The organism is Microcystis sp. M169S2 (assembly GCF_020245865.1).
In the GTDB taxonomy this organism is placed as follows: domain Bacteria; phylum Cyanobacteriota; class Cyanobacteriia; order Cyanobacteriales; family Microcystaceae; genus Microcystis; species Microcystis ichthyoblabe_A.
In genome coordinates, this window is sequence record NZ_JADBUB010000199.1 from 1 (window position 1) to 26862 (window position 26862).

The following is a 26862-nucleotide window of genomic DNA, read 5'->3' on the forward strand; positions in this document are numbered from 1 at the left end:
CAGTGAACACCCAATGAGTTTGGAGATTTGGACTTGAGTTTTACCGTCATTTAACAACAACAATATCAAAACTCTTTCTCTAATGTAAGGATTTTCTTCTTCTTTCAGTGCTTTTTGTAACTTTTCTTTTTGTTCGGAATTCAAGTGATTAGGGGCTGGCATAGCTATTGATATTTGAATAGGTTACTGTTTCTATTATAGCGGTTCTCGCATCTGTGCGGCACACTTAAATCTTTGCTGATTAAGCTGTTCAGAATCGGAAATGTACCTCTTCTGAATCAGAAACGCTATATACGCTATTTAGATGCTGAACAGCTTATGGTTATCCTGTAACTCTTTTAGGAGACGACTTATATTCTCACGAACCTGTTTGTGAATTAGCGGTAAAACAAGGTTATAATTTTATTTTTGTTTGTCTGGAAACGTCGCATAAAACTTTATATGAATGGCTAGAATTTTTATAAAAAAGTGGCGAAATTACAACCGTTAAAAAGAAACAATGGGATAAACGAAAAAATCTAATTTATCGTTATCGTTATGCTTCTAGAGTTCCCTTAAGAGAGGGCGACTCAAGTCTCGAAGTTAATTGGTGTGAAGTGACTGTTATTAATGAGAAAACCCAGAAAATTATCTACCAAAATAATTGGATAACTAATCATAAAATCAAGGAAAATAATGTCGAAGAAATTGTCAAAGCTGGGCGCAGCAAATGGAAAGTTGAGAATGAAGGAAATAACGTTCTTAAAAATCACGGTTATAATTTAGAACATAATTTTGGTCATGGTCAAAGTCATTTATGCGAGTTCTTGTTGTCTTTAAATTTACTAGCTTTTTTATTTCATACCGTTTTAGATTTAGTTAATCATACTTATCAAAAGATTCGTGAGCTATTAGTAACTCGGACTTCTTTTTTTAATGATATTCGTACCCTATTAAAATTTATTTGGTTTAAGAATTGGTCGGAATTTTTCTCATTTATTCTCACTGAATATGTCCCATTTAAAAAAGTAAATTCTAGTTGAAAATGTCAGAACTCTTGAAGGAGAAAAAGAAAGTTGTTTATAAAAAAACTAAAAATTTTGTTAAAATTTTATCCAGATTTATGAGTTGAAATCGATTTTTAATGGACAAGGTTATTAAAACCTGTCTATCTCCAGGGTTGGATGATAATTATCTGTCAAAGAATAATGCTTCTACACAAGTTCTCTATTTAAATAAGAGAATTTTATCTGATTTTTTTCAAAATGAGAATTGCTGGTGATTAGGGGCCAGCATAGCTATTGATATTTGAATAGGTTACTGTTTCTATTATACGCTATTTAGATGCTGAACAGCTTAGCTGTAGAAAATGCTAATCGCTGTTTAAAAATCTTCAAAATTCTCTCTTACCCCTATCGAAATCGCCGATATAAATTTGGATTAAGAAGTCATTTAATCGCTGGAATTTACAATAACGATTTAGGTTCAAAAGCCTAAGCAAAAAACTAACTATAGCGTTTCTGATTCAGAAGAGGTACATTTCCGATCCTGAACAGCTTAATCGGCAAAGGTTTAAGTGTGCCGCACAAATGCGAGAACCGCTATATATTCTTTTAATTTAGCTGAGAATAACAAGCTAGATATCTTTGTCGTGCGAATAATGTATTGAGAGTTGATTAACCGTATCTGTGGAAAAATAATGGTGGAAAGATCATAAATTTAGAAGTTCAAAGACGAAATAGATAAACCGTCCATCATACCATAAAAAACTTTTGCAAGAGGTCTATTGATGGCACGGTCTGCGCCGTGCGGAAGCTATCGCTCGTCGTGGATGTCGGCAAATATCCGCTCGCCTTACGAAGGAGCGATTTTATCTCCCTGGGCGAACGCCTGTTCTCAGGGATTTAAACGTAAAGTTTTATGTATAAATTCAACTCTGTAGCGAACCTTAAATTTTATTAAAAAAATACCTGAAGTGCTCTAAGTAAGCTATCCTGACCATTAAGCTGTTAGTCATCTAGGTTTCTAGGGTAATCCAAGCATAGCAAGGGGTTCAGCCCCCGAAACCAGCGATTTAAATTACGGACAGCTTAACAGACTAAACTTAACAAACTAAAAGAGTTTAAATGGTATTCGGTCATAGTTTATGTAGGTCGATGGTTTCGGGGGATTGTGAGGAGTATGGTGATATTGAGTTGGCTTTGCTCGCCTATCCGGGCATTGTCGAAGCTCGGGTCTTGGATATGAGATCTGTGTGTCGTAAAGAAATGTCTGTCAAACGGATTGCTTATGTTGCTGGTCCAGGGGCTTGCCGATTATCGAACAAATCTCTGCCTTTGCGCTGGCAGCTAGATGCCCTTGTACCAGTGAACCGTTTGGGAAACGACACGGAACTTGAGTATTTACCAGTATGGACAGCGCAGGAGCTAGACCAGATTCGGCATGAACTCATTAGTCTGTCAGATGTTGAAGATGTGGCAGTAGTTTCTGTGCCAAACAGTGTTCGTAAACATATCCGACAATCCTTGCTGGTGCCGAATCGAGTCAAAGCCTCTACGCCATTTAGCCTTCGTGAGCCATCCGGTGTTAGTAAGCCAGTCAAGTCGGTTGAGGTTGGCCACAGTCTATCCGAGCAGTTAGCTGTGCTCCATGGACCCTCGTTAGTATTTCCCAAGAATTTTCCCAGAACAATTGGTGAAGGCATTCAACGGGCTGCCTCTAATGACAAAACCGTAATCTACGGTGCATTGAATGGAACCCACCGGCATGAAAAATATGCATCACTGTATCAGCGAGCACTCTCTATCCTCGGTGGTCTTCAGAATGCCCAGATTGGTAAAGGAGATTGCGTTCTACTTGACAGTTCCAATGCTGAGGACTTTATGGGGGCGCTGTGGGCCTGCATACTTGGCGGCATCATCGTGACCCCCATCGGCGTACCAGAAGCTAATTCTAATCCTGCCACTTTCGAGCGCCTGAACGCAGCTTGGCAACTGCTCGACCATCCCACAGTTTTAACTAAAGCTACTTTGCCAAGTTCATTTGGCAACGATACTAAATCTGTGAAGACCCTAGACATTTCTCGCTTACAGTGCCCAGAAGCCTGCAACTTGGTGAGCTGTGAGTCGGTGGATTCAGTTTTAATTTTACTGACATCAGGTAGTACCGGCATCCCCAAGGGGGTGCATCTGTCCCATGCCGCGATACTGGCAATGGCGGTTGGGTTTGGGATCGATGGATTGAAAGTAAACGAGACGGACATTTTCTTTAACTGGATGCCCCTGGATCATGTGGGCGCGCTGGTATGGTCAAGTTTAGTGCCGATGCTTGCAGGTTGTGACCAGATCCACACAAGTACAGACTACATTCTTGCCGACTCATCACGGTGGTTAGACTTCGTCTCCGATTTTCGTGTTAGCAGAACTTGGGCACCGAATTTCGCCTATAGTTTGATTGCTAGAGCAGCGTTAGCCCAGTCCAAGCCATGGGATGTGTCTTCCCTGCGAACCGTTTTAAATGCTGGTGAGGCAGTCAATGAGGAGTCTTTGAAGCAGTTTCTAGAGGTATTGAAAATATACGGTGTGGAGCGCGACGACATCATAGTTCCTACATTCGGTATGTCAGAAACTTGCTCGGGTATTGTTTTAGGCAAGCTGGGTCAAACGCTAGGATCGCTTTCCAGTTTAGGCAGTCCAGTTGCTGGCAGCTCTCTACGCATTGTTAACAGCCAGCAGCAAGTCGTGAAGGAAGGAGAAATTGGCAACCTGCAGATTGCCAGTCCTCAGCTGTTTTCTCGGTATCATGGGTTTCCAGATCGAGCCAGCAATTGCCACGCTGCTAGGGATTGGTTTGATACGGGTGATGCTGGTCTTATCGCCAATGGCAATCTATATCTGACAGGGCGTTCAAATGACAAAATCAACATCAACGGAGTAACAATATTCGCCTTTGAGGTCGAGCAAATTGTGGCCTCCTTGTCTGGAATAGATAGTAACTGCGTAGCCGCTGTACCATTTCGTTCGCAGAACTCAACCACCGACGAGATTGTGCTGTTCTTCAGTATGATTCCGGAAATGGCTACTGATGACGACAGCATAGTAGCAGAGCTTGTCAAGGCAATTAGGAATACGTTATCCCTACAACTTGGGTTGGTAATCGAGACCTTACTGCTCTTATCGGCTAGGGATTTTCCTCGAACCGGAATCGGTAAGATTTCTAAAACAAAGTTGAGACAAAATTGGGAAGCGGGTGTTTATGATGCAATCCAGGAGCGAGTGAACGGCCTTTTGGGTAGCTCGGACTATTCTGAGATACCACTGCATCGTCAGATCTGGGTCGAGCGACCAGTGCGATTGAAGGAGCCAACTGTCATTAATCCAGCGAACATCGATCTGATATTTGTCGGCAACCAAGAACAGCTTCAGTGGTTAGTTCCTAACCCCCATGATTACCAAGTTCAGATCATAAGATCTTCTGAAACGAAGCGTTTGAGCAATAATACATGGGCAATAGCCTCGGATGACGCGATCGGTCACGGTAAGGTGATAGACGCGATTGCGACTCTTGACGGTAAGCACTATACAATTCTCCATGCCTGGGGCTATAATGACTCCGCCGATTCGACTGTTCATGCTACTCGCTCTCTTCTTTCCTTAGCTCGGGCTATAGCCACGAGAGGCAAAAAAACTTACTCTGTCGTTGTTCTGACCTACGGTGCGGTGGCAACTAATCCTGACGAGCGCATCAATTACAATCACGCCCTTTTACCTGGGCTAATTCGTTCGCTGGCCTTGGAATTACCAGAAGTGCGGTGGCAATTAATTGACCTACCGATGCCGAGTTTTAATGATGTGAGCGTCATCCTGAAGGGTGTTTGTGGCTTTGAGCCGGTCGTTGCGTGGCGGGACGGCAAGGCACTTGTTCCTCGTTTTGAAGTTGTTGAGCCGCCGCTGGCTACGTTGCAGGAAGCGATCACGCCTGGCAGCCTCTGGCTCATTAGTGGTGGTTTGGGAGGACTGGGTAGCTTGATCTGTGAGCGGCTACTGAGCCACGGGGCAAACGTTCTTCTCATTGGTCGCACGGATAATATCGATTTATCGCCGGAACGGGCTGCTCGATTGAAGCAGCTTGAACGCTTGGGGGATGTCCAATACATAAAGGCCGATGTTGCCGATCTCGATCAACTACGGGATGCTGTGCATGAGCGAGAATGTGCATTGGGTCAATCTCTTTCAGGTATTTTACATGCGGCGGGCTCGGGCCGTGCTGTTCGGTTAGCTGATGATAATGGCGTCGATCTTGAGACCATGCAACGTACTAGCCTTGGTGGTCTCGCCGCACTGGCGACACTGTTGGAAACAAGACCAGCCGCCCAACTGCTAGTGATAGGATCGATCGTTGGTCAGGTGGGGGGTCGGGTTATGGGATATGCTGCCGTGCATGCCGCTCTATCTGAGGCAGCACATAAGCTAACGATGAGCGGTGCTCGGGTCTCACTATTATCTTGTTCTTCCTGGATGGATATTGGGTTAAGCAAGGGTCAAACCAATGAAGCTTTAGTGCGCTCAGATGGGCTTGTCCCACTTGATGCTGAAACTGGTTTGTTAGTCATCGAAGCTGCCCTCTTGCGTCCGGGCACTCACTGGCTCGTCGGTCTCAACGACCAGCACCCCGCTAATGCCGCCTTCGCACTGACAACACCCGCGCCACTGAACCGACCGACGGCTTGGGTGAAAGGGAAACAATCTGCTGTTGTGCTCAGCTATCCGGATAATCTGTCGCGCCAGGCTTGGGTCTTAGTGCGCAATGCGCCAGAAATTCTACGGGATGCACAAGGGCAAGTTGACATTGCTGGGATGATATCACACGCAACCGATCGATGGGTGGCTCCCCGTGATGGGGTGGAGCGTTTAGTGGCCGAAACTTTCTCGTCTATTCTCGGCATCGATCAACCGAGCATCTATGACAACTTTTTTATGCTGGGGGGAACATCTTTGCTGGCTAGCCAGCTCTCTAGTCAATTGTCAGAGTTATTCTTTGTTGAGCTATCGTCTGCCTCTATATTTCAAAACCCTACCATTGAATCGTTAACCATCGAATTATATGCGATTGAGAAGCAGGAAGGACTGGTGTCTGCAGTTGCCAAACATTTAGAAAGCTTGAGATCAAAAACGAATTAGGATTAAAAGAATGGTATTTGATGAACGCTCTTCGCTCGCAGAACTTTTAAAGAAAGACGGATTCACCATCCTGGATGCCAACCTGTCAAATCGTTCCGAAAAATCTAGCCGTTGTGATCGTCTAGCTGGCTCAGCTCAATATCGCTTCTGGCTTCAAGAGCGTACTGAAGGTATTCCTGGGCTAAATACCTTAGGTTGTCTGGTAAGGTTTAGTCGATCCCTCTCCGCATCTTCACTCAATTTGGCTTTTGAGAAGTTGTTTCAGCGTCATGAAGCTCTGCGCACCAGATTTGAGGAGACCTCCGATGGTGTGTTCGAGCGAATAGATGTCGTTGCGCCAAAAGATGTGGAGTATCTTGAGGGAGATTCTAGTGATTGCGGTCTCCTCGAACGCCAACTTGCCAGGCGTTTGAGAATGAATGAGGGGCCACTCTGGCGTGCGTCTATCTTCAGCGATCCCACTGCGGCTAATACGCTACTGCTAGTCTTTCATCATGCCATCATTGATTGGACTGGGATCGGGCGTTTGGTTGAGGAGCTAGAGCAGCTACTCAGTAATCCAGATGACACGAACCTCCTGCTCGACGATCCCTTTCAGCCAGCTGACTATTACTATTGGCGAACGGCTACATCAAACGAGGTGAAGATTAAGGCTGATCAGTCCTATTGGTTAGAAAGATTGGCAGGTGAGCTGCCTGTACTTGACTTGCCCGCGGCTCGTCGTTCTGGTCGCGGACTGGGGAGACGTTCTACATATACTGCACTAACCTTTGCCCCCCAGCTGGTTAGGGATATTCGCCAGTTTGCGGTAGCGAACGGAACAACACCGTTTTTCGTCTTCCTAGCAGCCTATGCTGGGGTTTTGGGTCGTTTTGCCCTGAGTGAAGACGTTAGCATTGGTACCGCTATCGACAATCGCGATACACCTGGATCCGAAACTATTGTCGGCTGTCTCTCAGACTTAGTGGTACTGCGCTGCGATCTATCTGGTGAGCCGAGTTTTAAGGTGCTTGTCCAAAAGCTACAGCGCGTTTGTTCGACAGATTTTAAGCACACGACCATCGGCTACGCGGATGTTGTAGCACTCGTCAAACCTCAGCGTCGTGCTGGGGTTGCTCCTCTATTTCAGGCTCTTTTTAACTTTTTGCCCGCTAGGGGGGGAGCGGATTTACCAACGCTGATGCCACTCCCTAGCCCTGACGCTCGAGCTGATATCGCTCTGGAACTGGTGGACGACGGTGTTGGGATTTCTGGCCAGATTGAGGTTCGTGAGGATTTAGTTCCTAAGTCCGTCGCGATCGCTATTACTACCGCCATCAGCACAACACTACAGTCCGCCATGGCAAGGCCTGACATCGCGTTTAATAGGCTGCCGCTAATCGATTCCCAAGCAGCGGCGGCCCTGACCCAGCGACTCAACCCATCCCATCTAGAAACCATCAATCAGTCTTTGGGGGATTTGTTGCTGGAACGTGCTCGGCTTCATTCCAATAAGATTGCTCTGTGTGAAGGCGATCGCACCCTTGACTATAAGACCTTAATCAAGCAGGCCACAGCCCTTGCACATTTTCTGGTAGCCCAGACTCCAGTGGAGAAACCCACGGTTGGTTTCCCGATCGCTATCTGTCTCGATCGATCAATCGACTTGGTGATTGCGGCTGTTGCAGTGGTGTTAGCTGGAGGAGCGGTGTTATTTCTAGAGCCAGATTTGCCTGAAGAGCGGCTTGCCAGCCTGCTAGCGGACAGTGGTGCCACCCGATTGATCGCGCGACAGCGACCAGTATGGCTGCCCGAGTCAGCCGCCGTCACCATTGTGACGCTAACGGACTACGATACGAAAAACACGGCAAAAGCTCTAGTATCCTTACCACGCGTCAGCCCTGAGGATCCTGCTTATTTAATCTATACATCGGGATCCACCGGTCGCCCCAAGGTAGTCGTGGGACTCCATAAGGGTATGGTCAATCGTATTCTTTGGATGGAACGTCAGTGGCCTGTCCAACCTGATGAGGCGATTTGCCTGAAGACATCGCTGATGTTTGTCGATTGCATCGGGGAGATTTTTGGCCCTCTCATTTGGGGGCTTCGGGCTGTTGTGGCGGATAGGGATACGGCCCTTAACCCTAGGGCATTAGCGACACTGATTGCCCGAGAGCGAATTTCACGTATTGTAATGGTGCCGTCGCTACTGCGGGCTATGCTCGACAGGGTACCAGACATAGAAAGTAAATTGCGAAGTCTACGGCTGTGTGTCAGCAGCGGAGAAACCTTGCCGGTTCAACTCGTTCAGCGTTTTTACACGGTTGTACCTGATGCGGCTCTGGTAAATTTCTATGGTTCTTCCGAGGTGTCGGCGGATGCAACCTGGCATAGGGTCGACATCTCAGACACAGCCCCGATCCCCATTGGTGTGCCCATACAAGGAAACCGCATCTTCGTTTTGGATCGCGCTGGTCAGGTGCTGCCAGTCGGTGCACCTGGCCAGATCGCCATCAGTGGGGTAGGGGTAGCGCGAGGCTATCTCCACGGCAATTCTTCGGCTTTCCAGCGGAATTTAAACGACGACAAACCTACAGAAAAACCTATAGACGAACCAATATTTGCCACGGGTGATTTAGGTCTGTGGGATGGCGATGGACGGCTTGTGTATCTGGGTCGGATGGATCGCCAAGTCAAAATTCAGGGGGTACGGGTTGAACCCACTGAAATTGAGGCTACCCTGGAGGATCATCCTGGGGTAGATGCCGCCTATGTCAGCGCGACAGTAGCACCGCCAGAGGATAACATGGTGCTGACAGCCTACGTCGCTGCTGAAGCGGGTGTGACAGTAGCCTCCTTAAGAGCTTGGCTTTCCCACCGATTGCCTCGGGCTCTAATTCCGGCCTCATTTATGATTTTGGATGCGTTGCCGCTTAATGCGAGTGGCAAAATTGACCTGGCAGCCTTGCCGAGTCCTGCCAGGGATCTGGATACAGACGCGGAGATTCCTAAGACTGATATCCTAGATCCGTTAGAAGAGCTGGTAGCTAATGTGTGGTCTGAGATGCTGGCGCAGCCGATCAATAGCCCTGACGACGATTTCTTTGATTGTGGCGGCGGCTCTTTGCAAGCGATCATGGCCATCAACCAGATCAGCGAGCTGATGGATTCTGCGATCGCAGTTTCTACCCTCTTTGAAACACCGAGCCTCAGAGCATTCGTCCGTCGTATTATCACCCCTGATGTTGAGGGGTTACCGCCACCCTGTCCATCGTTGGAAACCGGGTTAGCCCCTGCCACTAGTAATCAGCGCTGGCTCTGGACTCACTATCAGGACGATCCCAACAGTAGTGCCTACAATCTCTGCATTGCCTATGAGTTAAATGGATCGCTCGATGTCCCCCAGCTTGAGAGCGCTATCAGGCATTTAGTGACCCGTCACGACGCGTTACGCACCCACCTAGCAATTCAAAATGATGAGCTAGTACAAGTAGTTACCTCGGAAGAGCTAGAACTCTTTCGTCACGACGTATCAGCCGCTGTCGATCCCGTAGCGGTCTTAGAGTCTTTGCTGGCAGATATCCGTTGTCGCCCTTTTGCTTTGGAGAGGGAATTACCACTGCGGGTTCATTTGGTCAAACTCGAACCGGTTCGCCATGTCTTGATTTGGGTAAACCACCATGTGGCCTGCGATGGCTGGTCGGGGCAGGTTCTGGTTAAAGAACTGGCAGCCCTGTGGTCTGTCCATAGCACCACCGCCTTGCCGCCGCCTCTCCTACAACTGGGAGATATCGCTCGGTGGCAGCAGACCGTCTGTCCCGCGATCGCGAAGCAGTTGAAGGATTATCAACAAAGCCTCATGGGAGGTGAATCCCCCCGATTGTCAGGTATCGCGACAGATAAGACCTGGGGTGGACAAGTCGCCGTGGATCAGGTGGTGATCGGTACAGATACTCTCACAGCCTTTGAAGCCTTAGCTCAGGAAGAACGGGTCACCCGTTTTATATCAATGCTAACAATCTGGGCGGTTTTGCTGACGCGCTTCGGCGATACCGAACATCCTCTTCTAGGCTTTCCTCAAGCTGGCAGAAATACACCGGGATTACAGTCTGTGGTTGGATTTTTAGCCAACACGGTTCTGCTCAAGGTCGATCTTGCCGATGCCCCAACGTTTCGGCAGGCCTTTAAGGCGACTAAGACTGCCCTGCTGACAGCGATGCGGTATCAGGATGTTCCACTCCCTTGGCTCCAAGCCACAGGTATGGGCTGGCCTACTCAACCAGATAGTGAGGCGATTCGTAGCATGGTGATTGTTGAAGATGCCAGCGATTGGGATCTCCGCTTGCCGGAGCTTTCGAGCCGTCTCTTCGCTATGCCTAACTCTCCCGAGGCGCGAGTTGATCTTGCTTTTGTGGTCACTCAGATGACTAACGGACCGCGCTTGGTTATTGAATATGCCACCCGACGCGTGCCGAGGGCGGTGGCTGAACGCTTAGCGCGGGGTCTGGAGCAATTAATGGCGGCAGCGGCTACTGAGCCAGACACACAAATCGAACGACTGCCGCTCTTGAGTATTGATAATCCAGATTGTGGAGCCGTGCTGACTGCTGAAGCGGCTTCTAGCCCCATTGCAACTCGTCTAGACGCAGTCTTGGCTCATGTGGCACTAACCTCTCCGGCCGCGACGGCAGTGTGGGACTTGACCTCATCCCTGTCCTATGCCGAGCTGAATCAGCGGGCAAGTGTCACGGCTCAACGACTTCAAGGTCTAGGTGTAGGGACGGGAGACCGAGTAGGGCTACTGGCGCAGCCTTCCCCCCTACAGCTCGCCAGTTTATTCGGGGTGTGGCGGCTAGGAGCAGTTGCTGTTCCGCTCGACCCCACCTATCCGCGGGAGAGGATCGCCGCTACGCTCATGGACGCGGGGGTGGTAGCGGTACTGACGGATATTCCGCTCGACTATCCCTGTCCACAGCTAAGTCTTGATAGTATCTTGGGTGCCGTACCGTCCGCACCGATAGCAGGACTAGTTTCTTCCCCCGACCCTGATGACGTGGCCGCTATCATCTACACCTCCGGAACGACCGGCACCCCTAAAGGCGTGATGATTACTCAGGCCGCCCTTTGCCGCTTAGGATGTGCGTTGTCGATGGCCTATGACTTGGGTCAAGGTGATCGGGTATTACAGGTGGTTTCCCCAGCTTTCGATGTGGCGCTTTCGGATATTGCTATGGCAGTCAGTGCGGTGGCAACATTGGTGGTACCCCCGCACGTGGATGTGATGCCAGGGAAGCACTTGAACCGTACTCTTGCAATGGCCAACATTACCCATATGCAAGTGCCAGCAGCCGTGCTTGCAGCAACCCAGCCCGGTACTCTCCCAAAATTGAGAACTGTCTCGGTCGGTGGAGAGGTTTGCTCGCCGGAAACAGCAAACGCGTGGTCATGCGATCGCCGTTTGTTCATTGCCTATGGCCCCACCGAAGCAACAGTAACCGTAGCATTGGCAACTTATCAGAAAGGAGCTAGGCCAGGCACCATCGGTCGCCCATTCGGCGGAGCTTCCCTAACCGTTGTGGATCCAACGGGACACCTAGTGCCGATAGGAGTAGCTGGGGAACTGATTATTGGCGGGCCCGGTGTCGCGCTGGGCTACCTAGGGTTGCCCGATCTCACCGCCGAACGGTTTGAGCAAACAGCGCAGGGGCGTCGCTACCGAACGGGTGATCGAGTCAGGATGGAAGCCGATGGCACGGTGACTTTTCTGGGGCGAATCGATCGTCAATTAAAACTACGCGGTTTCCGCATCGAGCCGGGCGAGGTCGAAACTCATTTGATGAATTGTGATGGCGTTGCACAGGCCCTGGTGTCGGTTTGCCCGGATCAGATCGGAGAACCCCAGTTGGTGGCTTGGGTAGTGGGTGAGCCTGGTGCCAAATTGGATAGTTTGACGCTTCGTCAAGCACTCAAACAACATTTGCCAAATCATTTGGTACCCTCAGCCATCGTCCAAATTGTTGCAGTACCTCTGACGGCCAATCGAAAAGTTGATTGGTCGTCTCTTAAAGCAGAGTTCCATCGTCTCAATGTCCCTGACATGAACATTTCAGAGATGGCTCAGTGCTCTTTAGTAGAAAGGGATAGCACTACGGTTGAGCGGGATCTTTCAACCATTTGGAGTGAGCTACTGGGCAGAAACCAGGTGGGACTTGACATCAGTTTCTTCGATTTAGGCGGACATTCCATCCAGTTGGTTCGGCTTCAGACGCGAATAGAAGACCATTTTGGAATTGAGTTGCCCATCGGGGAAATGTTTGCCAACCCTACGCTTCGCTCTATGACCTCGCTGGTACAGCGCTTGCTTCGCACAGCTGCATCCGATGAAGAAAATGACTGGGAGGAATTTACGCTATGAGTCCAAAAAATAGACCCGTTGACCAGCTTTTGCATGACCTTGAGCAGGCTGGTATTAGTTTAGCCATAGAAGGGGAACTACTCAGGGTAAGGGGTCCAGTAAAGGCCATTAGCCAAGATTTACGAGTGGAACTGACAGCCCGTAAGCAGGAACTGATGGCGATTTTACGGATGCCCGCATCGCCAGCCGCATCTCGGGCTAGTCTAGCGGTTGAAGCCCCGGTAACGCATAACCAACGGCGGTTGTGGTTTTTGAATAAGCTTGAGAACACCAGTGCCGTGTTCCGGATGATGGCAGCCTGGGAACTGGTGGGTCCTTTAGATATTGATGCCTTTAACCAGGCGATCGCCTCCCTAACGGCCCGCCACCCAATCCTGCGTTCGACCATTCGAGAGCGGGGTGAGGATGTCTTTTTAACGCCCATGGATTCCCCCTTTGAAGAGGTTATCCCAAAGCGCGGCTCCCCTAATGAAATTGAGCAGATTATCCACGAGCAGGCAGAAGCGTCTTTCGATCTGGCTAATGGTCCGTTATTCCTCGTTCGACTGGTGGAATTCTCCCAGACTCACCGTCTGCTTGTCATTGATATCCATCACATCATCTCCGACCGCTGGTCTATGGGTCTATTGTTTCGCGATTTGAGTGCGTTCATGCGGGCGGAGGTTACAGGTGAAGATGCGGCACTGCCAGTGCTACCAATACAGTTTTCTGACTTTGCTCTCTCCCAACACGCGCTGCTGGATCAGCCGACCTTGGACGGCAGGGTTAGGTATTGGCGCGAGACGTTGACTGGAGGAACAGCTGAATTAGCCCTACCTTTGGATCGGCCACGACCTCGAACGCGGGGAATGCGCGGCGCATCCTTGCGGTTTCCGTTAGGGCAAGATGCTAATCTATCGCATCTTGCCAGTCACTACCGAGCAACAGCGTTTATGGCTTACCTAGCCGTATATTCGGCTCTGCTCGTTCGTTGGACAGGGCAAGATGAGGTGGTAGTAGGCTGCCCGATCGGGGGTCGTGAGCGTCACGAAACCCACGATCTGGTTGGTTTTTTTGTAAATACGGTAGCCTTGCGCTTGGATCTATCTGACGATCCGAGCTTCATTACTTTGCTGGAGCGGGTTAAGCGCGTCAGTCTAGAGGCGATGACCCACCAGGATGTGCCCTTTGACCGGGTAGTGGATGCACTCAATCCGCCCCGCTACTTGAACCGCAATCCCCTGTTCCAGGCGATGTTCGTTCTGCAAAACGCGCCCCTCTCCGAGCTAGCTTGGCCTGGCATTGAAGCGCGTTCGCTGACGGTGCCAGCTATGGCACCGGAGGTGGATCTCAATCTGGCACTGGAGCTATCCGCCACGCCAGACACCCCGTTTACAGGATATCTTGAATACGATCCAGATCTGTTCGAGCCGTCCACCGTTGAGCGTTTTGTCCAGCATTTTGTGAGCTTTTGTCAAGCCGTCTCCCGGGCTCCAGAGCAATCCATCTCCCAAATTGTAATCGCGGATGAAACGCGTGCCGTATGGCAAGGTCCCCAGCGAGCGCGACCCAATCAGACGCTGGATGAGATGCTGATAACTCGTCTTGCTGGCAATCCGAATGCGATCGCCCTAATGACCACGGAAGGAGAGGCTGTTTCGGCGGGTCAACTGCTGCACCGGGCACGCCTGCTCTCTGACCGGCTATCCTGGGACACCGATGTCGTTCAGTTAGTGGGGATCTGGCTTCCACGCAGTCCGGAACTGGTGGTCTCCATGCTGGCGATCTGGTTAGCGGGTAAAGCGTTTGTTGTTCTGCCTGTGGACGCACCCTTAACGTATCTTGAAGGCTTGATTGAGTCGGTAGGGTTAACTCACGTCATCGTAGCTCCCGATTTCGGGTCGGATTCCGGTCGCCCACTTCCGACTGGGGTCAACCCTATTGTGCCGATATTACCAGCACCTACAGAAGTAATAATATCTCCTGTGTCCGTTTCCAATCGGTCTCGTCAGGATCTCGCCTATATCTGTTTTACCTCGGGTTCAAGCGGTCAACCCAAAGGGGTGGAAGTCTCCCACGCGGCTCTGGTCAATCATACCTTAGCCATCATTGAAGCCTTTGATTTGAGTCACCAAGATCGAGTACTACAGTTTGCAGCGCCAAACTTTGATGTGGCGTTGGAGGAAATCTGGCCGTCGCTGCTTGCCGGAGGCACCGTGGTAATACCATCTCCAGCGGTAACAGACTCTCTCCACGCTTTTGAGAATGAAATTACCGCCAGCGGTGTTACCGTAGTGAACTTACCAGCCCCGTTCTGGCACGCTTGGGTCAGCAAATTGGACGAGGAGACAACGTCTCCCCCAACTAACCTGCGCTTGGTGGTGACTGGCAGTGATCGGGTGTATACCTCTGCCGTCAGACGTTGGATGATGCTCGCACCCACCGTACGGTTGTTGAGCGGCTATGGTCCTACAGAGACTACCATCACGGCAACAATCTTCGATTGCGGGCGAGATATTTTACCCATTACTGCATCCACCGTACCGCTAGGCTTACCACTTGCCAATGTTCAGGTTTATCTAGTCGATCCCCAAGGTAATTCTGTCCCTGTAGGTGTGGTTGGTGAGATTGTGATTGAAGGTGCTGGAATTGCCCAAGGGTATGTTCACACTCGCGAAAAATCAGGATTTCGCCCTCGCGTTCCCGGAGGAACCCTCGCGTTCTGGACCGGCGATCGGGGGCGATGTCGGCCCGATGGCACCCTGATGTTCGAGGGGCGTGACGATGAACAGGTTAAAGTGCGCGGGGTACGGATTGAACCGGCGGGCGTTGAAACCTTGTTAGCATCCTGTCCTGGTATCGCGCTGGCAGCGGTGGTGGCTCGCCCGGATGGGGCCAGTGGTACTCTATTACGCGCTTTCTATAGCGGCACGGCAGCTCTGGCTGATGTGCGCAGTTGGTTAAGTCACAATGTCCCCGCCGCCCTGGTGCCTGGGTTGATTGAGCGGCTAGATGAACTGCCTCAAACCCCTTCAGGGAAACTCGATCGCCGAACTCTCGCGGCACGCCCCATTCCACTGTCTCCCCCGCCTGTGCGGCCCCTTGATGATCGGCACGAGCAAATCATCGGCGAGATTTTTGCAGATGTACTGCAGGTTACTGAAATTGGACCGGACAGCAACTTTTTTGAATTGGGGGGGGATTCTATCAGCAGCCTTAAGATTGTTACCCGCGCCCGGCGAGCTGGTCTTTTAATCACCGTGCGGACAGTTTTTGAGCATCAGACGATTTCTGCGATCGCTAAAGCGGCCACTCCCATTTACAACGACAGCGAACAAAGCAATGGTTCCGGCCCATTACCGCTAACCCCTATCACTGCTTGGTTTCACGAATTCATCACCGTCGATTCTCACCATTTTAATCAGGCTGTAGTGCTCGCCGTTCCCAAAGCAGTTGACGCACAAGCACTACAAACAGCCTTGACAGCATTGGTTCGCTGCCATGACATTCTGGGTCTAACGGTCTCTGGTACCTCAGAGCAGCTCCGTCATGCTATTCCAGAAACGATCCCAGCACCAACATTAATCACCCTAGATCTATCTACCTTCCCCAACGAGGAGAGGTTAGAGCGGCGAGCCCAGGCATTTGCCTCAGCGCAGTCTAGCCTTGACCCAGGTCAAGGACGTAATCTAGCGGCGGTTTTGCTGGCAGACGAAGGGCGCTTGCTGGTGTGCATTCACCATCTCTGTGTAGATGTCCTATCTTGGGATGTTCTCCTCACTGACCTCGAAACCGCCTACGAAGAGGTGAGTCGGGGCAGACAGCCTCGGTTGAGTCCCTCGGGTACTCCCTTCAGAATGTGGGCGGAGCGGATGAACGAGTTGGCCGCAGGACCGGCCCTAGACGATATTTCGTTTTGGTTAAAGCGGCTGGCACATCCTGCAGATCGATTGTTGCCCGAAGCAGGCGATCAGCCTGGCTGTGATGGCGCAGGTGCATCTGTTAGACGGACACTAAACCCTATAGATACCAAGTATATTGTGCGCACGGCACCTGTGCTGTTCGCAGTTCGTTCCGATGAGGTGATTCTAGCGGCGTTGTTAAAAGTACTGCGTCAGCGTAACGGCAATCGACTGCGGGTGGATCTAGAAAGAAATGGTCGGGTTTCCCCCTTTGGAGATTTCGATTTGTCCCGCACTGTCGGCTGGTTTACGACAGTGATACCGCTACTTCTGAACCAGAAGCACGAAGATATTGCCGAACTTTTGGGTGATATTGGACGAGCGGTGACAGAAACCCCTCAAGACGGGCTGAGTTACGGTCTCTTGCGCTATCTTAGCAGTCAGACTGGTCAGGTGCTGGCCGCCCTACCACCCGCTGAAATTCTAGTCAATTTTGTGGGTATTCTACCGGGGTGGAACGAAGCGGATTTTCGGCCAGTGGATGATGACTGCGGTCCTACAATTTCTCCCCGTAGTCCCCGCAGTCACATACTTGAGCTAAATGCCGGTGTAATTGAAGGACATCTGCGGTTGGAATTGGGCTATCCCGGTGCAGCGGGCTGCCATGAAGAAGCTGCCGCCCTGCTAGACGATATTGTCGCGGCTCTAAGCGAAATTGCATCGGTAGCCCGTGCGACCAAAATTGGCGTTGAGAAACCTCAAGGAATTGAAGAGATTCTGCCCCTCACCCCTTTACAAACTGGGATATTTTTCCATAGCAACCGTCAGGAAGAGACGTATTTTAATCAACTTCACTTGGTCTTAGAGGGTTCCCTCAACACTAGCGCTTTTCGCTCCGCCTGGTGTCAACTTATTAAGCGCCACAAGTTGCTACGGGCTTCTTTCCACACCGCCGATGATGGCACACCGCTTCAGTTTATTCACAAGCACGTTGATCCCACGTGGGTCGAGAGAGATTGGACAGGCTTTGACAGAACCCATCAGTCCCAGAGACTCGCGGCTCTCATGGCAGCTGACCGAGCCACTAACTTTGAACTGCATCAGGCTCCGCTACTACGTTTTCACCTGCTGAAAACTGGCGATGAACGCCATGATCTGATCTGGAGTTCCCATCATCTGCTCCTGGATGGGTGGTCGGTTTCGGTAGTGATGGAGGAATTGCTGGCACTCTACCGAGAAGCCTGCGGTGGGATGGCAGCGGCACTCGGCAGTGCCCCCGACTTTTCAGAATATTTAACTTGGCTAGATACGGTGGACAAACAGGCTGCAGAGCATTTCTGGCAGCAGGAACTGAGTGGCATAGCCGAGCCCACTTGTTTGATCGGATCTGGTCTAGCACCAAATGAGCAGGAACCGAATGCGCCGGCCCATCACCATCTGGAACTGCCTGCCAACGATGTGCAGGCCATTGAGGAACTGGCACGCACCAGCGGTGTGACGGTGGGACTAGTACTTCAGGCGGCCTGGGGTCTGCTGCTTTCTCGTTACACTGGCCTTGACGATGTTCTGTTTGGCCTGACAGTCTCGGGGCGACCACCCGATCTGGCGGGGGTGAATCGAATGGTCGGCATGCTGATCAACACATTACCGATACGGATCCAAATCCCTGACGACACTACTGTAAGGTCTTGGTTGAAGACTTTAGCGACGCGGGGACTAGACCGCGATGCTTATGCCATGCTGCCATTACCGCAGGCGATCGCTGCGGCGGTAATGGCAGAAGGAAAATTGCCGTTCGACAGTCTGGTACTAATCCAAAACTATCCTAGAACCACGAATCTAGATGTGGAGGGGCTACGAGTTTCGATCGCACAAGTAAGCGAGTCCACCAGCTTTGCCGTCACCCTTGTAGCTGAATGGGCCGAACGCCCGCGGCTGACCATCGTCCGAGATCGGCACTTAGTGGCCGTGGCTGCCAGCAACCAACTGCTACGCCACCTCCATCAGATACTGCAATCCCTGGTTCGTTGTGCGGACAAACCCCTCGATAACATTTCCATCTATACCCCTGATGAACTGCAGCACCGTCTGTTGCTTGGTCTTGGAGAACGATTGGATGTGGGTCACAGCCTTGCCCACGAAACTATTGCGGCTTGGGCCGAGCTGTCGCCAGATATGCCAGCGGTCATTTCCAAGGAGGAGACACTAACCTATGGACAGTTGGTCGAACAGGCGAATACGCTGGCAGCCCATCTAATTACTAGTGCAGGGATTCGACCCGGTAGCCTGATAGCCATGGCACTGCCCCGGTCATCAGCCGCCATAGTGGCGATATTGGCGATTTGGAGAGTAGGAGCTGCTGTAATACCCATTGATGTGGGCTATCCTGCCGAACGGGTGCACTTTATGCTCCTTGATTGTACTCCGGACTTGGTACTCACGAACACAGTTCACCGCTCGTCTCTGCCTCTCGACGAAGGTAACGCCATCTTCCTAATAGATACGCTGTCGGATGCACCGTTATCAGTGTCCAGGGATGAAGCATGGCCGCGAATTGAACTAGACACACCTGCCTATGTTATTTACACTTCTGGCTCAACGGGTAAACCCAAGGGGGTGCTTTCATCCCACCGTGGTCTGGTGTCTTTGATACGATCTCAACGCGAGCTCTTCTCCCTAGCCCCCGGGGATCGTGTCCTACAGTTTGCTTCGCTGTCTTTCGACGCGTCCATCTGGGAAACAGTAATGGCTCTGGCCAGTGGAGCCGCTTTGTACATCCCGAATCGAGAGGATGCCTTGGCCGGTCCAGAACTAGGCACCTATCTGCGAACCTATCGCATTACCGCCGCAACTCTGCCCCCATCATTGCTGGCCGTACTTCCCGAGGGAAATTATCCCGATCTTAAACTGCTGGTCAGTGCGGGGGAAGCCTGTCCGGTAGCTCTGGCGCGCCGTTGGAAGCAGGGCAGACGGTTTTTCAATGCCTACGGTCCGAGCGAGGCAACCGTATGTGCCACGGTTTTTGAGGGTAGTGTTGAGGGAACGTCTCTCCCCATTGGTCGAGCAATACCGAATGTTTCAACCCATGTCGTAGATTCCCATCTCAGGCCAGTACCCGCCGGATGTGAGGGCGAGCTAGTCATTGGCGGTCTAGGGGTAGCACTGGGGTATCTCGGTCAACCCGCACTCACGGCGAAGCGATTCGTGAAGGTTCCTGCCCTCGATCATCCAAGCGAAACTAACAAGCTGTTTTACCGCACAGGCGATCGGGTCAGATTAGATATTGACGGTACCCTCACCTATTTGGGCCGCCTTGACAGGCAAGTCAAGCTCGACGGGTTTCGCATAGAACTAGGTGAGATCGAGGCCACACTGCTCAACTACCCCGGCGTGGCCCAAGCTCTTAGCACGGTGCGCCAGGATCGGCGTGGAGAACAGCGGTTGTTCGCCTGGGTGTTACCCAAACCCGGCGTTACTCTCATCATTGAGGATCTACGGGCTTCCATTAGGCAAACCCTTCCGGGCTATATGGTCCCATCAGGTTTGATGCTCATTACAGGAGTTCCACTGACTCCCAATGGAAAGGTGGATTGGTCTGGGTTACCAGCGACCGAAATAGAATCATCGGAACAGCAAACAGCGACGGCGGCTGAAGCGGCGCAGCAGGCTGGCGATAAAGGTGACTCGAAATCCGCCGCCCTTAGCCGCTGCCTCAAGGCAATATGGAGCGAGCTACTTGGCCGTACCGTTATCAATCCTAACGATAACTTTTTCGACATCGGAGGCTCTTCCTTGCTACTGGTTCAAATGCAGGGGCTGATCCATAGTCGTTTGGGCGTGTCACTTTCCTCGTCAAAGCTATTCCGCCATCCAACATTAGATAGTTTGGTGGAGCTTCTCCTACCTCAAGAGGTCACGCTTACTTTGGAGGAACGCTCACCAACAATTGAAGGTGGCACGGCGGAACGCATACCGACTGCCCGCGCTGAACCGATCGCTGTTGTTGGCGCAGCCGGTCGCTTTCCTGGATCACCCAACTTGGAAGCCTTTTGGGAGCTATTGATCGAAGGACGGGAGGGCATTTCTCGCTTTGATAAGGAAAGCCTGCTTCAGTCGGGTATGCCTCTCGATCTCATCAATAATCCCGCTTGGGTGCCGGTGGGGGGAGTTATTGATGATGCCGAGGCGTTTGACCCCACTGTGTTCGGCATTGGTGCTAGGGATGCCTTGATTCTTGATCCACAGCACCGCGTGTTTCTAGAGTGTGCTTGGCATGCCCTCGAACACGCTGGCTACGCACCAAAAGCCACCGATCGTTCCATCGGATTGTTCGCGAGCAGCGGTCAAAATACTTGGCTCCATGACGTGCTGTTGCCCGCCGGTGAAACGATTACCGGGTCTACGGGCTTCCATCTGTTGACGGCAAACGATAAAGACTTTCTCGCATCCCAGGCCGCTTACCGACTTGATCTGAAAGGGCCAGTGGTGACGATTCAAACAGCTTGCTCTTCATCGTTAGTCGCGGTTTCAATGGCGATCGATGCCCTGAGGACGGGACGGTGTGAGATGGCACTGGCCGGTGGAGTTTCTATCAGGTTTCCGCAAAATCGTGGCTACCTCTACGAACCTGAAATGATTCTGTCACCTGATGGTCACTGTCGTGCCTTCTCTGCTGACGCTAACGGAACGGTTCCGGGCTCGGGAGTAGGTGTTGTTGTGCTAAAACCCCTTTCTCAAGCTAAAACCGATGGTGATCGCATTCTCGCGGTCGTTCGGGGTATCGCTGTCAATAACGATGGCAGTAACAAAATGGGATACACCGCTCCGGGTGTTGCAGGACAAGCCCAAGTCATCCGGGCTGCCCTTGAGGATGCTGGATTGACAGCGGACGATGTTGACTATGTGGAAGCGCATGGGACTGGTACTCCTCTAGGCGACCCCGTCGAAGTCACCGCGTTGGGACGGGTCTACACCGGGCGAAGAGAACCACTACTGCTGGGTTCCGTGAAGACCAATATCGGTCATGCCGATGCTGCCGCTGGTATTGCTGGATTCCTAAAAGTAGTTCTGGCACTCGAACGTGGCCAACTGCCAGCTAGTCTGCACGCGCAACCGCTCAATCCCCGAATTGATTACTCCGTCGGGCCGTTTGAAGTGGTTGATCGAACCCGCTCTTGGCCTGAACGGGGTCGTCCCCTTAGAGGGGCTATTAGTTCCTTCGGCATTGGAGGAACCAACGTACATGCTATTTTGGAAGCCAGCCCCTGCGCTCGCCCCGTCCCGAATAAATCGCTGGCTGCACCTGTGAATGTTAACCAAGCAGTAATTTTGTCCGCTCAGACGGCTGCCGTGCTTCATTGTCAGACTGAGCGTTTGATTACTCACCTGCGCGCTCATCCCGAGCTACCTATTGCCGATGTTGCCTTTACCCTTCAGTGTGGCCGAACTGTTCTGCCCCATCGTCGTGCGGTGGTAGCGAACAGTTCGCTTGAGGCTGCCCTCGCCTTAGAAGCAGTATTGCTTAATAGTTATCAAACCCCCTTGAACAATAAACCGATAGAACGGTCTTCTATGGTCGCTCTGTTGTTGCCGGGGCAGGGTAGCCAGCATCTAGGCATGGGACAACAACTGTACGAGGCAGGAGGAGTTTTTCGTCGTGAACTTGACACCTATTCAGAAATTCTGCGTCCATTGATCGATTTCTCTATTGTTGAGTTACTTTTTAGCGGCGGCGAAGACAAGGCGAAGGTACTACAAACTACCCAACTGGCTCAGCCCTTAGTCTTTGCACTGGATGTTGCCTTGGCACGGCATTGGCAGGGGCTTGGCATTCAGCCCGTCGGATTCTTAGGTCATTCCCTGGGCGAATACGCAGCAGCCCACCTTGCTGGGGTATTTTCGACCGAAGATGCACTAGCACTGGTTGTCGAACGGGGCCGTTTGCTCGGAGAGCTTCCCCCCGGTGTAATGCTAGCCGTTCCCCGCTCGGAGGTTGAGATTCACGGCTGGCTGAGCGATGACTTAGCTCTAGCAGCGGTAAACAATAGCACGAACTGTGTCGTATCAGGCTCCTTTGACGCGATTGAGGCTTTCGAGGCGCGCTTGAAAGAGATGGGCTGTATTAGTCGGCGTTTACATACGTCTCATGCCTTCCACTCACCGATGATGACGGCGGCGGCAGAACCCCTGGCAGCGGCGGTCGCTCGCTTTTCTCCCAAGCGGCCGCAGGGGCGCTTTATCTCAAACGTCACTGGAACATGGATCACCCCAGAAGATGCTATAGATCCGAACTATTGGGCACGCCATTTGCTACAAACAGTTCGCTTTGCCGATGGTTTGGCAACATTGCAAAATGATGGAATTACGCTGGCGATCGAGTGTGGTCCGGGGCAAACCTTAACGATATTGGCCAAGGGTACTGATATCGCTGTCCAGCCTAGTCTAGCCCATGCGGCTGAGATCCCTACTGGTGGCTCGCGGATAACGGATGCTGCCGCCAATCTCTGGGTGGAAGGAGCTTCGATCAACTGGAGTGCTCTCCACCCGGAACCACGTCGGCGTGTTGATGTTCCTCTCTATCCGTTTGAACGTTTGCCATTTAAACCAAAGGCCTGTCTAAGTCCGTCCCAACTATCGGAGCGGTCTGAATCCGCTGAGCAAGTTTTGCCTGGCAAACGCAGGTGTATGGACGAGTGGTTCTATCGGCCAGGTTGGCAGCCTGCCCTTCCCTCCCCGTCCGAACCCTTGGCGGGTCCAGTGATGATCTTGTCCGACCGTGGGGGCATCGGAGAGGCGCTCGCGAATCTTCTTCCATACCCCGCGATTCTTGTGGAACAGGGAGCGGGTTACGCCGCCCTCGGCGACAACAGATTCACGGTACGGCCAGCACAGGATGAGGATTATTATCAACTGTTTAAAGCGTTACCAACGCTGCCTTTGCGCTTTCTTCATCTGTGGGGATTGGATGATGCCAATGCGGATACTTTGGAAGAAATAGGTGTACATGCTGTTCTATCTCTGGTGCGATCACTAGGAGGTATCTCGTCAAGCCAAGCGCTGCGCCTTGACCTCGTCACTCATGGAGCGGCTGCAATCACCGGGACAGAGGTGCTGCGGCCTGAGCTGGCTGCCGCTATTGGTGCTGCCCGTGTGTTGCCCTATGAATATCCGAATTTAACGGTGAGAGCCATCGATGTTGAGCCAGAGTCACCTCGGAGCATGGCTGCTGCTATTCTCAGCGAAATAATGCGCAAGGGTGAGCATGTTGTTATTGGTTTACGGGGTGAGAGACGCTGGACTCCTACATTTTGGCCGCTTGCCTTGCCTGCTTCCTCCAACGGCAATAGTATCCGTAACGGTCTTGGCAAGATTAGACCGAAGGCTGTTGTTTGGATTACTGGAGGTTTTGGGGGGGTAGGCTCAGCTGTAGCCCGTGATTTAGCTAAGGAACAGGGTATTCAGCTGGTGTTGACTGGTCGCACTGCTCTAGGGGAGAACGGTGCCGACTCTCCGACTCGGAAGGATCGTCTCCAGTTAGTTCGTGAGATTGAAGCGATGGGGGCGATTGTGATGACCGCTGCACTCGACCTGGCTGATGAGCGGGCTGTTAAAGCCTTGGTCAACCAAGTTGAGACCCGCCTTGGCGCGATTACTGGCGTTTTTCATTGTGCTGGAGTAGCCGATTTAGCAGGTGTGGTACAGATGCGATCGAGGTCTGATACAGAGCATGTGCTTGCGCCTAAAGTGGCAGGCACACGGGCCATAGAACGCGCACTCTCTCAACACTCTTTGGATTTTCTGGTGTTATGTTCGAGCCTCAGCTCGTTTCTGCCGATCGCTAAGTTTGGCCAGGTAGGTTACGCGGCCGCCAATGAATATATGGATTTGGCTGCAGTTGCAATAGCACGCCGCACGGGTTGGCGCACCGTTACCATTAACTGGGACGACTGGGTTGAAGCGGGGATGACCGTAGAAGCGTATCAGTCATGGAGCATACCCGCTCCCACCGCTGATGAAGGGCTAACGGCGGCAGAAGGCGTGACTGTTTTACGACGTATTCTTACCTCGGATCAGACGCGGGTAGCTGTTTCTGTACGACCTCTAGAATCTCTCGTTGCTGGGTCAGACCATCTTTTCAGTACCAAACGGTTTAGCCAGCTTTTACAGTGCCATAACCGCCCCACCGAGGGTATAGTTTCCACAGTTTCAGGGTCCGACGACGTCAGCCAAGATACTGTCACTAGGTTGTTGCTAGAAGCCTTTCGCCGCATTCTGGATGATCCGACAACAGTTGTAGACAGTAACTTTTTTGAGCGTGGTGGTCATTCTCTCCTGGCTATGAATCTATTAAACTTTATTCGCGAGACGTTTTCAGTCGGTATAGCCTTACTTGACTTGTTTGAACATCCGACGCCCCAAGCCTTGGCTGATATAATTAAGGAGCGCCAGACTGATCGGGAATAGCACGTCTGTTAATTTCATCTAAACCAAATTTCAACCAGTCATAAGTAGAGCTTTTTGTATGAAATCTCCCAGTTACTACCTTCGCCCCGATGTCGTCGTCGAGCCTCTAATTGCTCGCTGGCATGCTTGGTCAGGGTTGATTTCACCTGTGACTGCGGCTCTGAATGTGGTTCACCGACACCTAGATATTATGACCTCCTACGTGTCAATGCCCCAAGTACATGCCGCCGCCGCACGCGATCCTGCCTTGCTAGGGGGCCCTTTTATAGATCTTGAGGGAGGCCGGGTAGATGAAGTCCGTGCGCTCCTCGATTGGACAAGACTGTGTCAGCAGCCAGCGATTCAGCTCGCAGAGGATTTAGCTAAAGTCTGGACAATGCTAAAGTATGAGGCCGATGGCCATGGGATGACCAATCTTTATAAGCAGCTTCCAGACTCCCTCCGAGGCGCGGTTGAATTGGTTTACACTCCTTCTGGATCTCCTGATATACGCCCAATTGAGCCTTTACTTTACCAATCTCCCTGTTACAATCCAGATATCCAAGGAGCTATGATCCGTCGCGTCAGGAGTGACCATCGGGCGTTCGCGTTAAGCACGCCCCGGCTCGATTTGCCCGATGCCATTTACTTAGATCGGCCTTTTAGAGATCCTGTTTACGACAAGTTGGCATCTCTGCGGTTTATTCCTCAACCGCTATCCACGATTACAGATATTTTTCAGGTCAGATCAGAAAAGAAACCACTACTTGAATCCTTTCTCACATCCGAGGCACCAGCAAGAACTCCTAAGTCATCTGAACTGCGCTGGCGATATTTTGGACATGCCTGTGTGTTAGTTGAAACCTTCGGCGGTCAATCTGTACTCGTTGACCCAGTGATTGCCTATGAGAGTGGTGCGGAGCCTGAGCGGTTTACCGTGGCGGATCTACCGAGTCACATCGATTTTGTGGTCATTACCCACAACCATCCCGACCATGTGCTAATCGAAACCCTTCTTTCTCTACGTCACAAAATTTCTACAGTTTTAGTCCCAACTGCGGGTGGCAGCCTGGTGGATCCTTCGTTGAAACTAGTGCTGGAGGCAATCGGCTTTGAGACTGTACGAGAGGTCAGTTGTATGGAGGATGTCATTGCCGGTGATTTGCGCATCCAGGCACTACCGTTCTTAGGTGAACATGCTGATCTTGATATTCGCTGCAAGGCCGCATGGTTAGTAGAGGCAGAGTCAATGCGCCTGCTCTTTGCCGCTGACTCGAACAACCTCGATCCTGTCCTCTACGATCGGCTCACACCGTTGATAGGCCGTGTGGACACATTATTTATTGGAATGGAGTGCCGTGGTGCGCCTATGAGCTGGATGTATGGCACTTTACTGCCTGAGTCTGTTGAACGTTCTAAAGATCAATCCCGTCGTCTGGATGGTTCTAACTGTGAACGGGCGAAAGCCATTATTTCCAGTTTGGATATCGAGCAAGTTTGTGTCTACGCCATGGGCATGGAACCCTGGCTCAAGTTCATTTCCAGTCTGGATCCCACCGCCGATAGTCCAGCACTCCAAGAATCTCAGGCATTGATTGACCATTGCAATCATCTTGGTCTCCCCGCAGAACGATTATATGGCCGTTCAGAATCTCTTTTCTTGACAGAGTACTACCTCTAGTTTTTATCGACCCATGAAATGTGCAACGAGCGGGGAAATGTATGGTTCTGTTGCAAAGTTTTTGGCTCTTCTCGACTTTGTGTGATAATTTTTGCTTATAATTGGACTTCCCCGTTGACAAAAAGCCATAAGCTGTGCTGTAGAAGGGATTAAGAGAATTTCCGCCGCCCCGTTACTGGCTACAAATTAGGGAAACTCCCAATAAATCTAACGCTTTTTGTTGCAGTTGGGTCGGTCGAGTTATCTTAGAAAAACGATAACTTCCCTCCCTAATCGTACATTCCACTGTATTCAAGCAAATTGTCC

The 26862-nt window shown here is 51.3% G+C and carries 4 protein-coding genes and 3 pseudogenes; 6 read left to right on the top strand and 1 reads right to left on the bottom strand.

The features are described 5' to 3' along the window. A pseudogene (locus IM485_RS18835) lies at window positions 1-162 on the bottom strand (helix-turn-helix domain-containing protein); the annotation flags it as partial. A 155-nt stretch (window positions 163-317) separates the two neighbouring features. On the opposite strand from IM485_RS18835, the pseudogene IM485_RS18840 reads away from it, so the two are divergent. The 6 genes and pseudogenes from IM485_RS18840 to IM485_RS18865 all read left to right on the top strand — a co-directional run. Further along, window positions 318-936: pseudogene (locus IM485_RS18840) on the top strand (ISNCY family transposase); the annotation flags it as partial. A gap of 408 nt (window positions 937-1344) precedes the next feature. Continuing rightward, a pseudogene (locus tag IM485_RS18845) lies at window positions 1345-1476 on the top strand (IS5/IS1182 family transposase); the annotation flags it as partial. A gap of 629 nt (window positions 1477-2105) precedes the next feature. Then, entirely contained in the window at window positions 2106-6158 is a 4053-nt protein-coding gene (locus tag IM485_RS18850; protein ID WP_104397929.1) for an SDR family NAD(P)-dependent oxidoreductase, read from the top strand. A 10-nt stretch (window positions 6159-6168) separates the two neighbouring features. Next, entirely contained in the window at window positions 6169-12552 is a 6384-nt protein-coding gene (locus IM485_RS18855; protein ID WP_287744987.1) for a non-ribosomal peptide synthetase, read from the top strand. Continuing rightward, the gene (locus IM485_RS18860) at window positions 12549-24896 is read left to right on the top strand and encodes a non-ribosomal peptide synthetase/type I polyketide synthase (RefSeq protein WP_287744988.1); all 12348 of its coding nucleotides are present in this window, start codon (window positions 12549-12551) and stop codon (window positions 24894-24896) included. The genes IM485_RS18855 and IM485_RS18860 overlap by 4 nt, the downstream gene beginning before the upstream one ends. A gap of 58 nt (window positions 24897-24954) precedes the next feature. Next, the gene (locus tag IM485_RS18865) at window positions 24955-26556 is read left to right on the top strand and encodes an MBL fold metallo-hydrolase (RefSeq protein ID WP_104397932.1); all 1602 of its coding nucleotides are present in this window, start codon (window positions 24955-24957) and stop codon (window positions 26554-26556) included. The last annotated feature ends 306 nt before the right edge of the window (window positions 26557-26862 follow it).

What these genes read in the sequence shown, in the direction of transcription:
- IM485_RS18865 (WP_104397932.1), top strand. Translation starts at nt 24,955, where the DNA reads ATGAAATCTCCCAGTTACTACCTTCGCCCCGATGTCGTCGTCGAGCCT.
- IM485_RS18855 (WP_287744987.1), top strand. Translation starts at nt 6,169, where the DNA reads ATGGTATTTGATGAACGCTCTTCGCTCGCAGAACTTTTAAAGAAAGAC.
- IM485_RS18850 (WP_104397929.1), top strand. Translation starts at nt 2,106, where the DNA reads ATGGTATTCGGTCATAGTTTATGTAGGTCGATGGTTTCGGGGGATTGT.
- IM485_RS18860 (WP_287744988.1), top strand. Translation starts at nt 12,549, where the DNA reads ATGAGTCCAAAAAATAGACCCGTTGACCAGCTTTTGCATGACCTTGAG.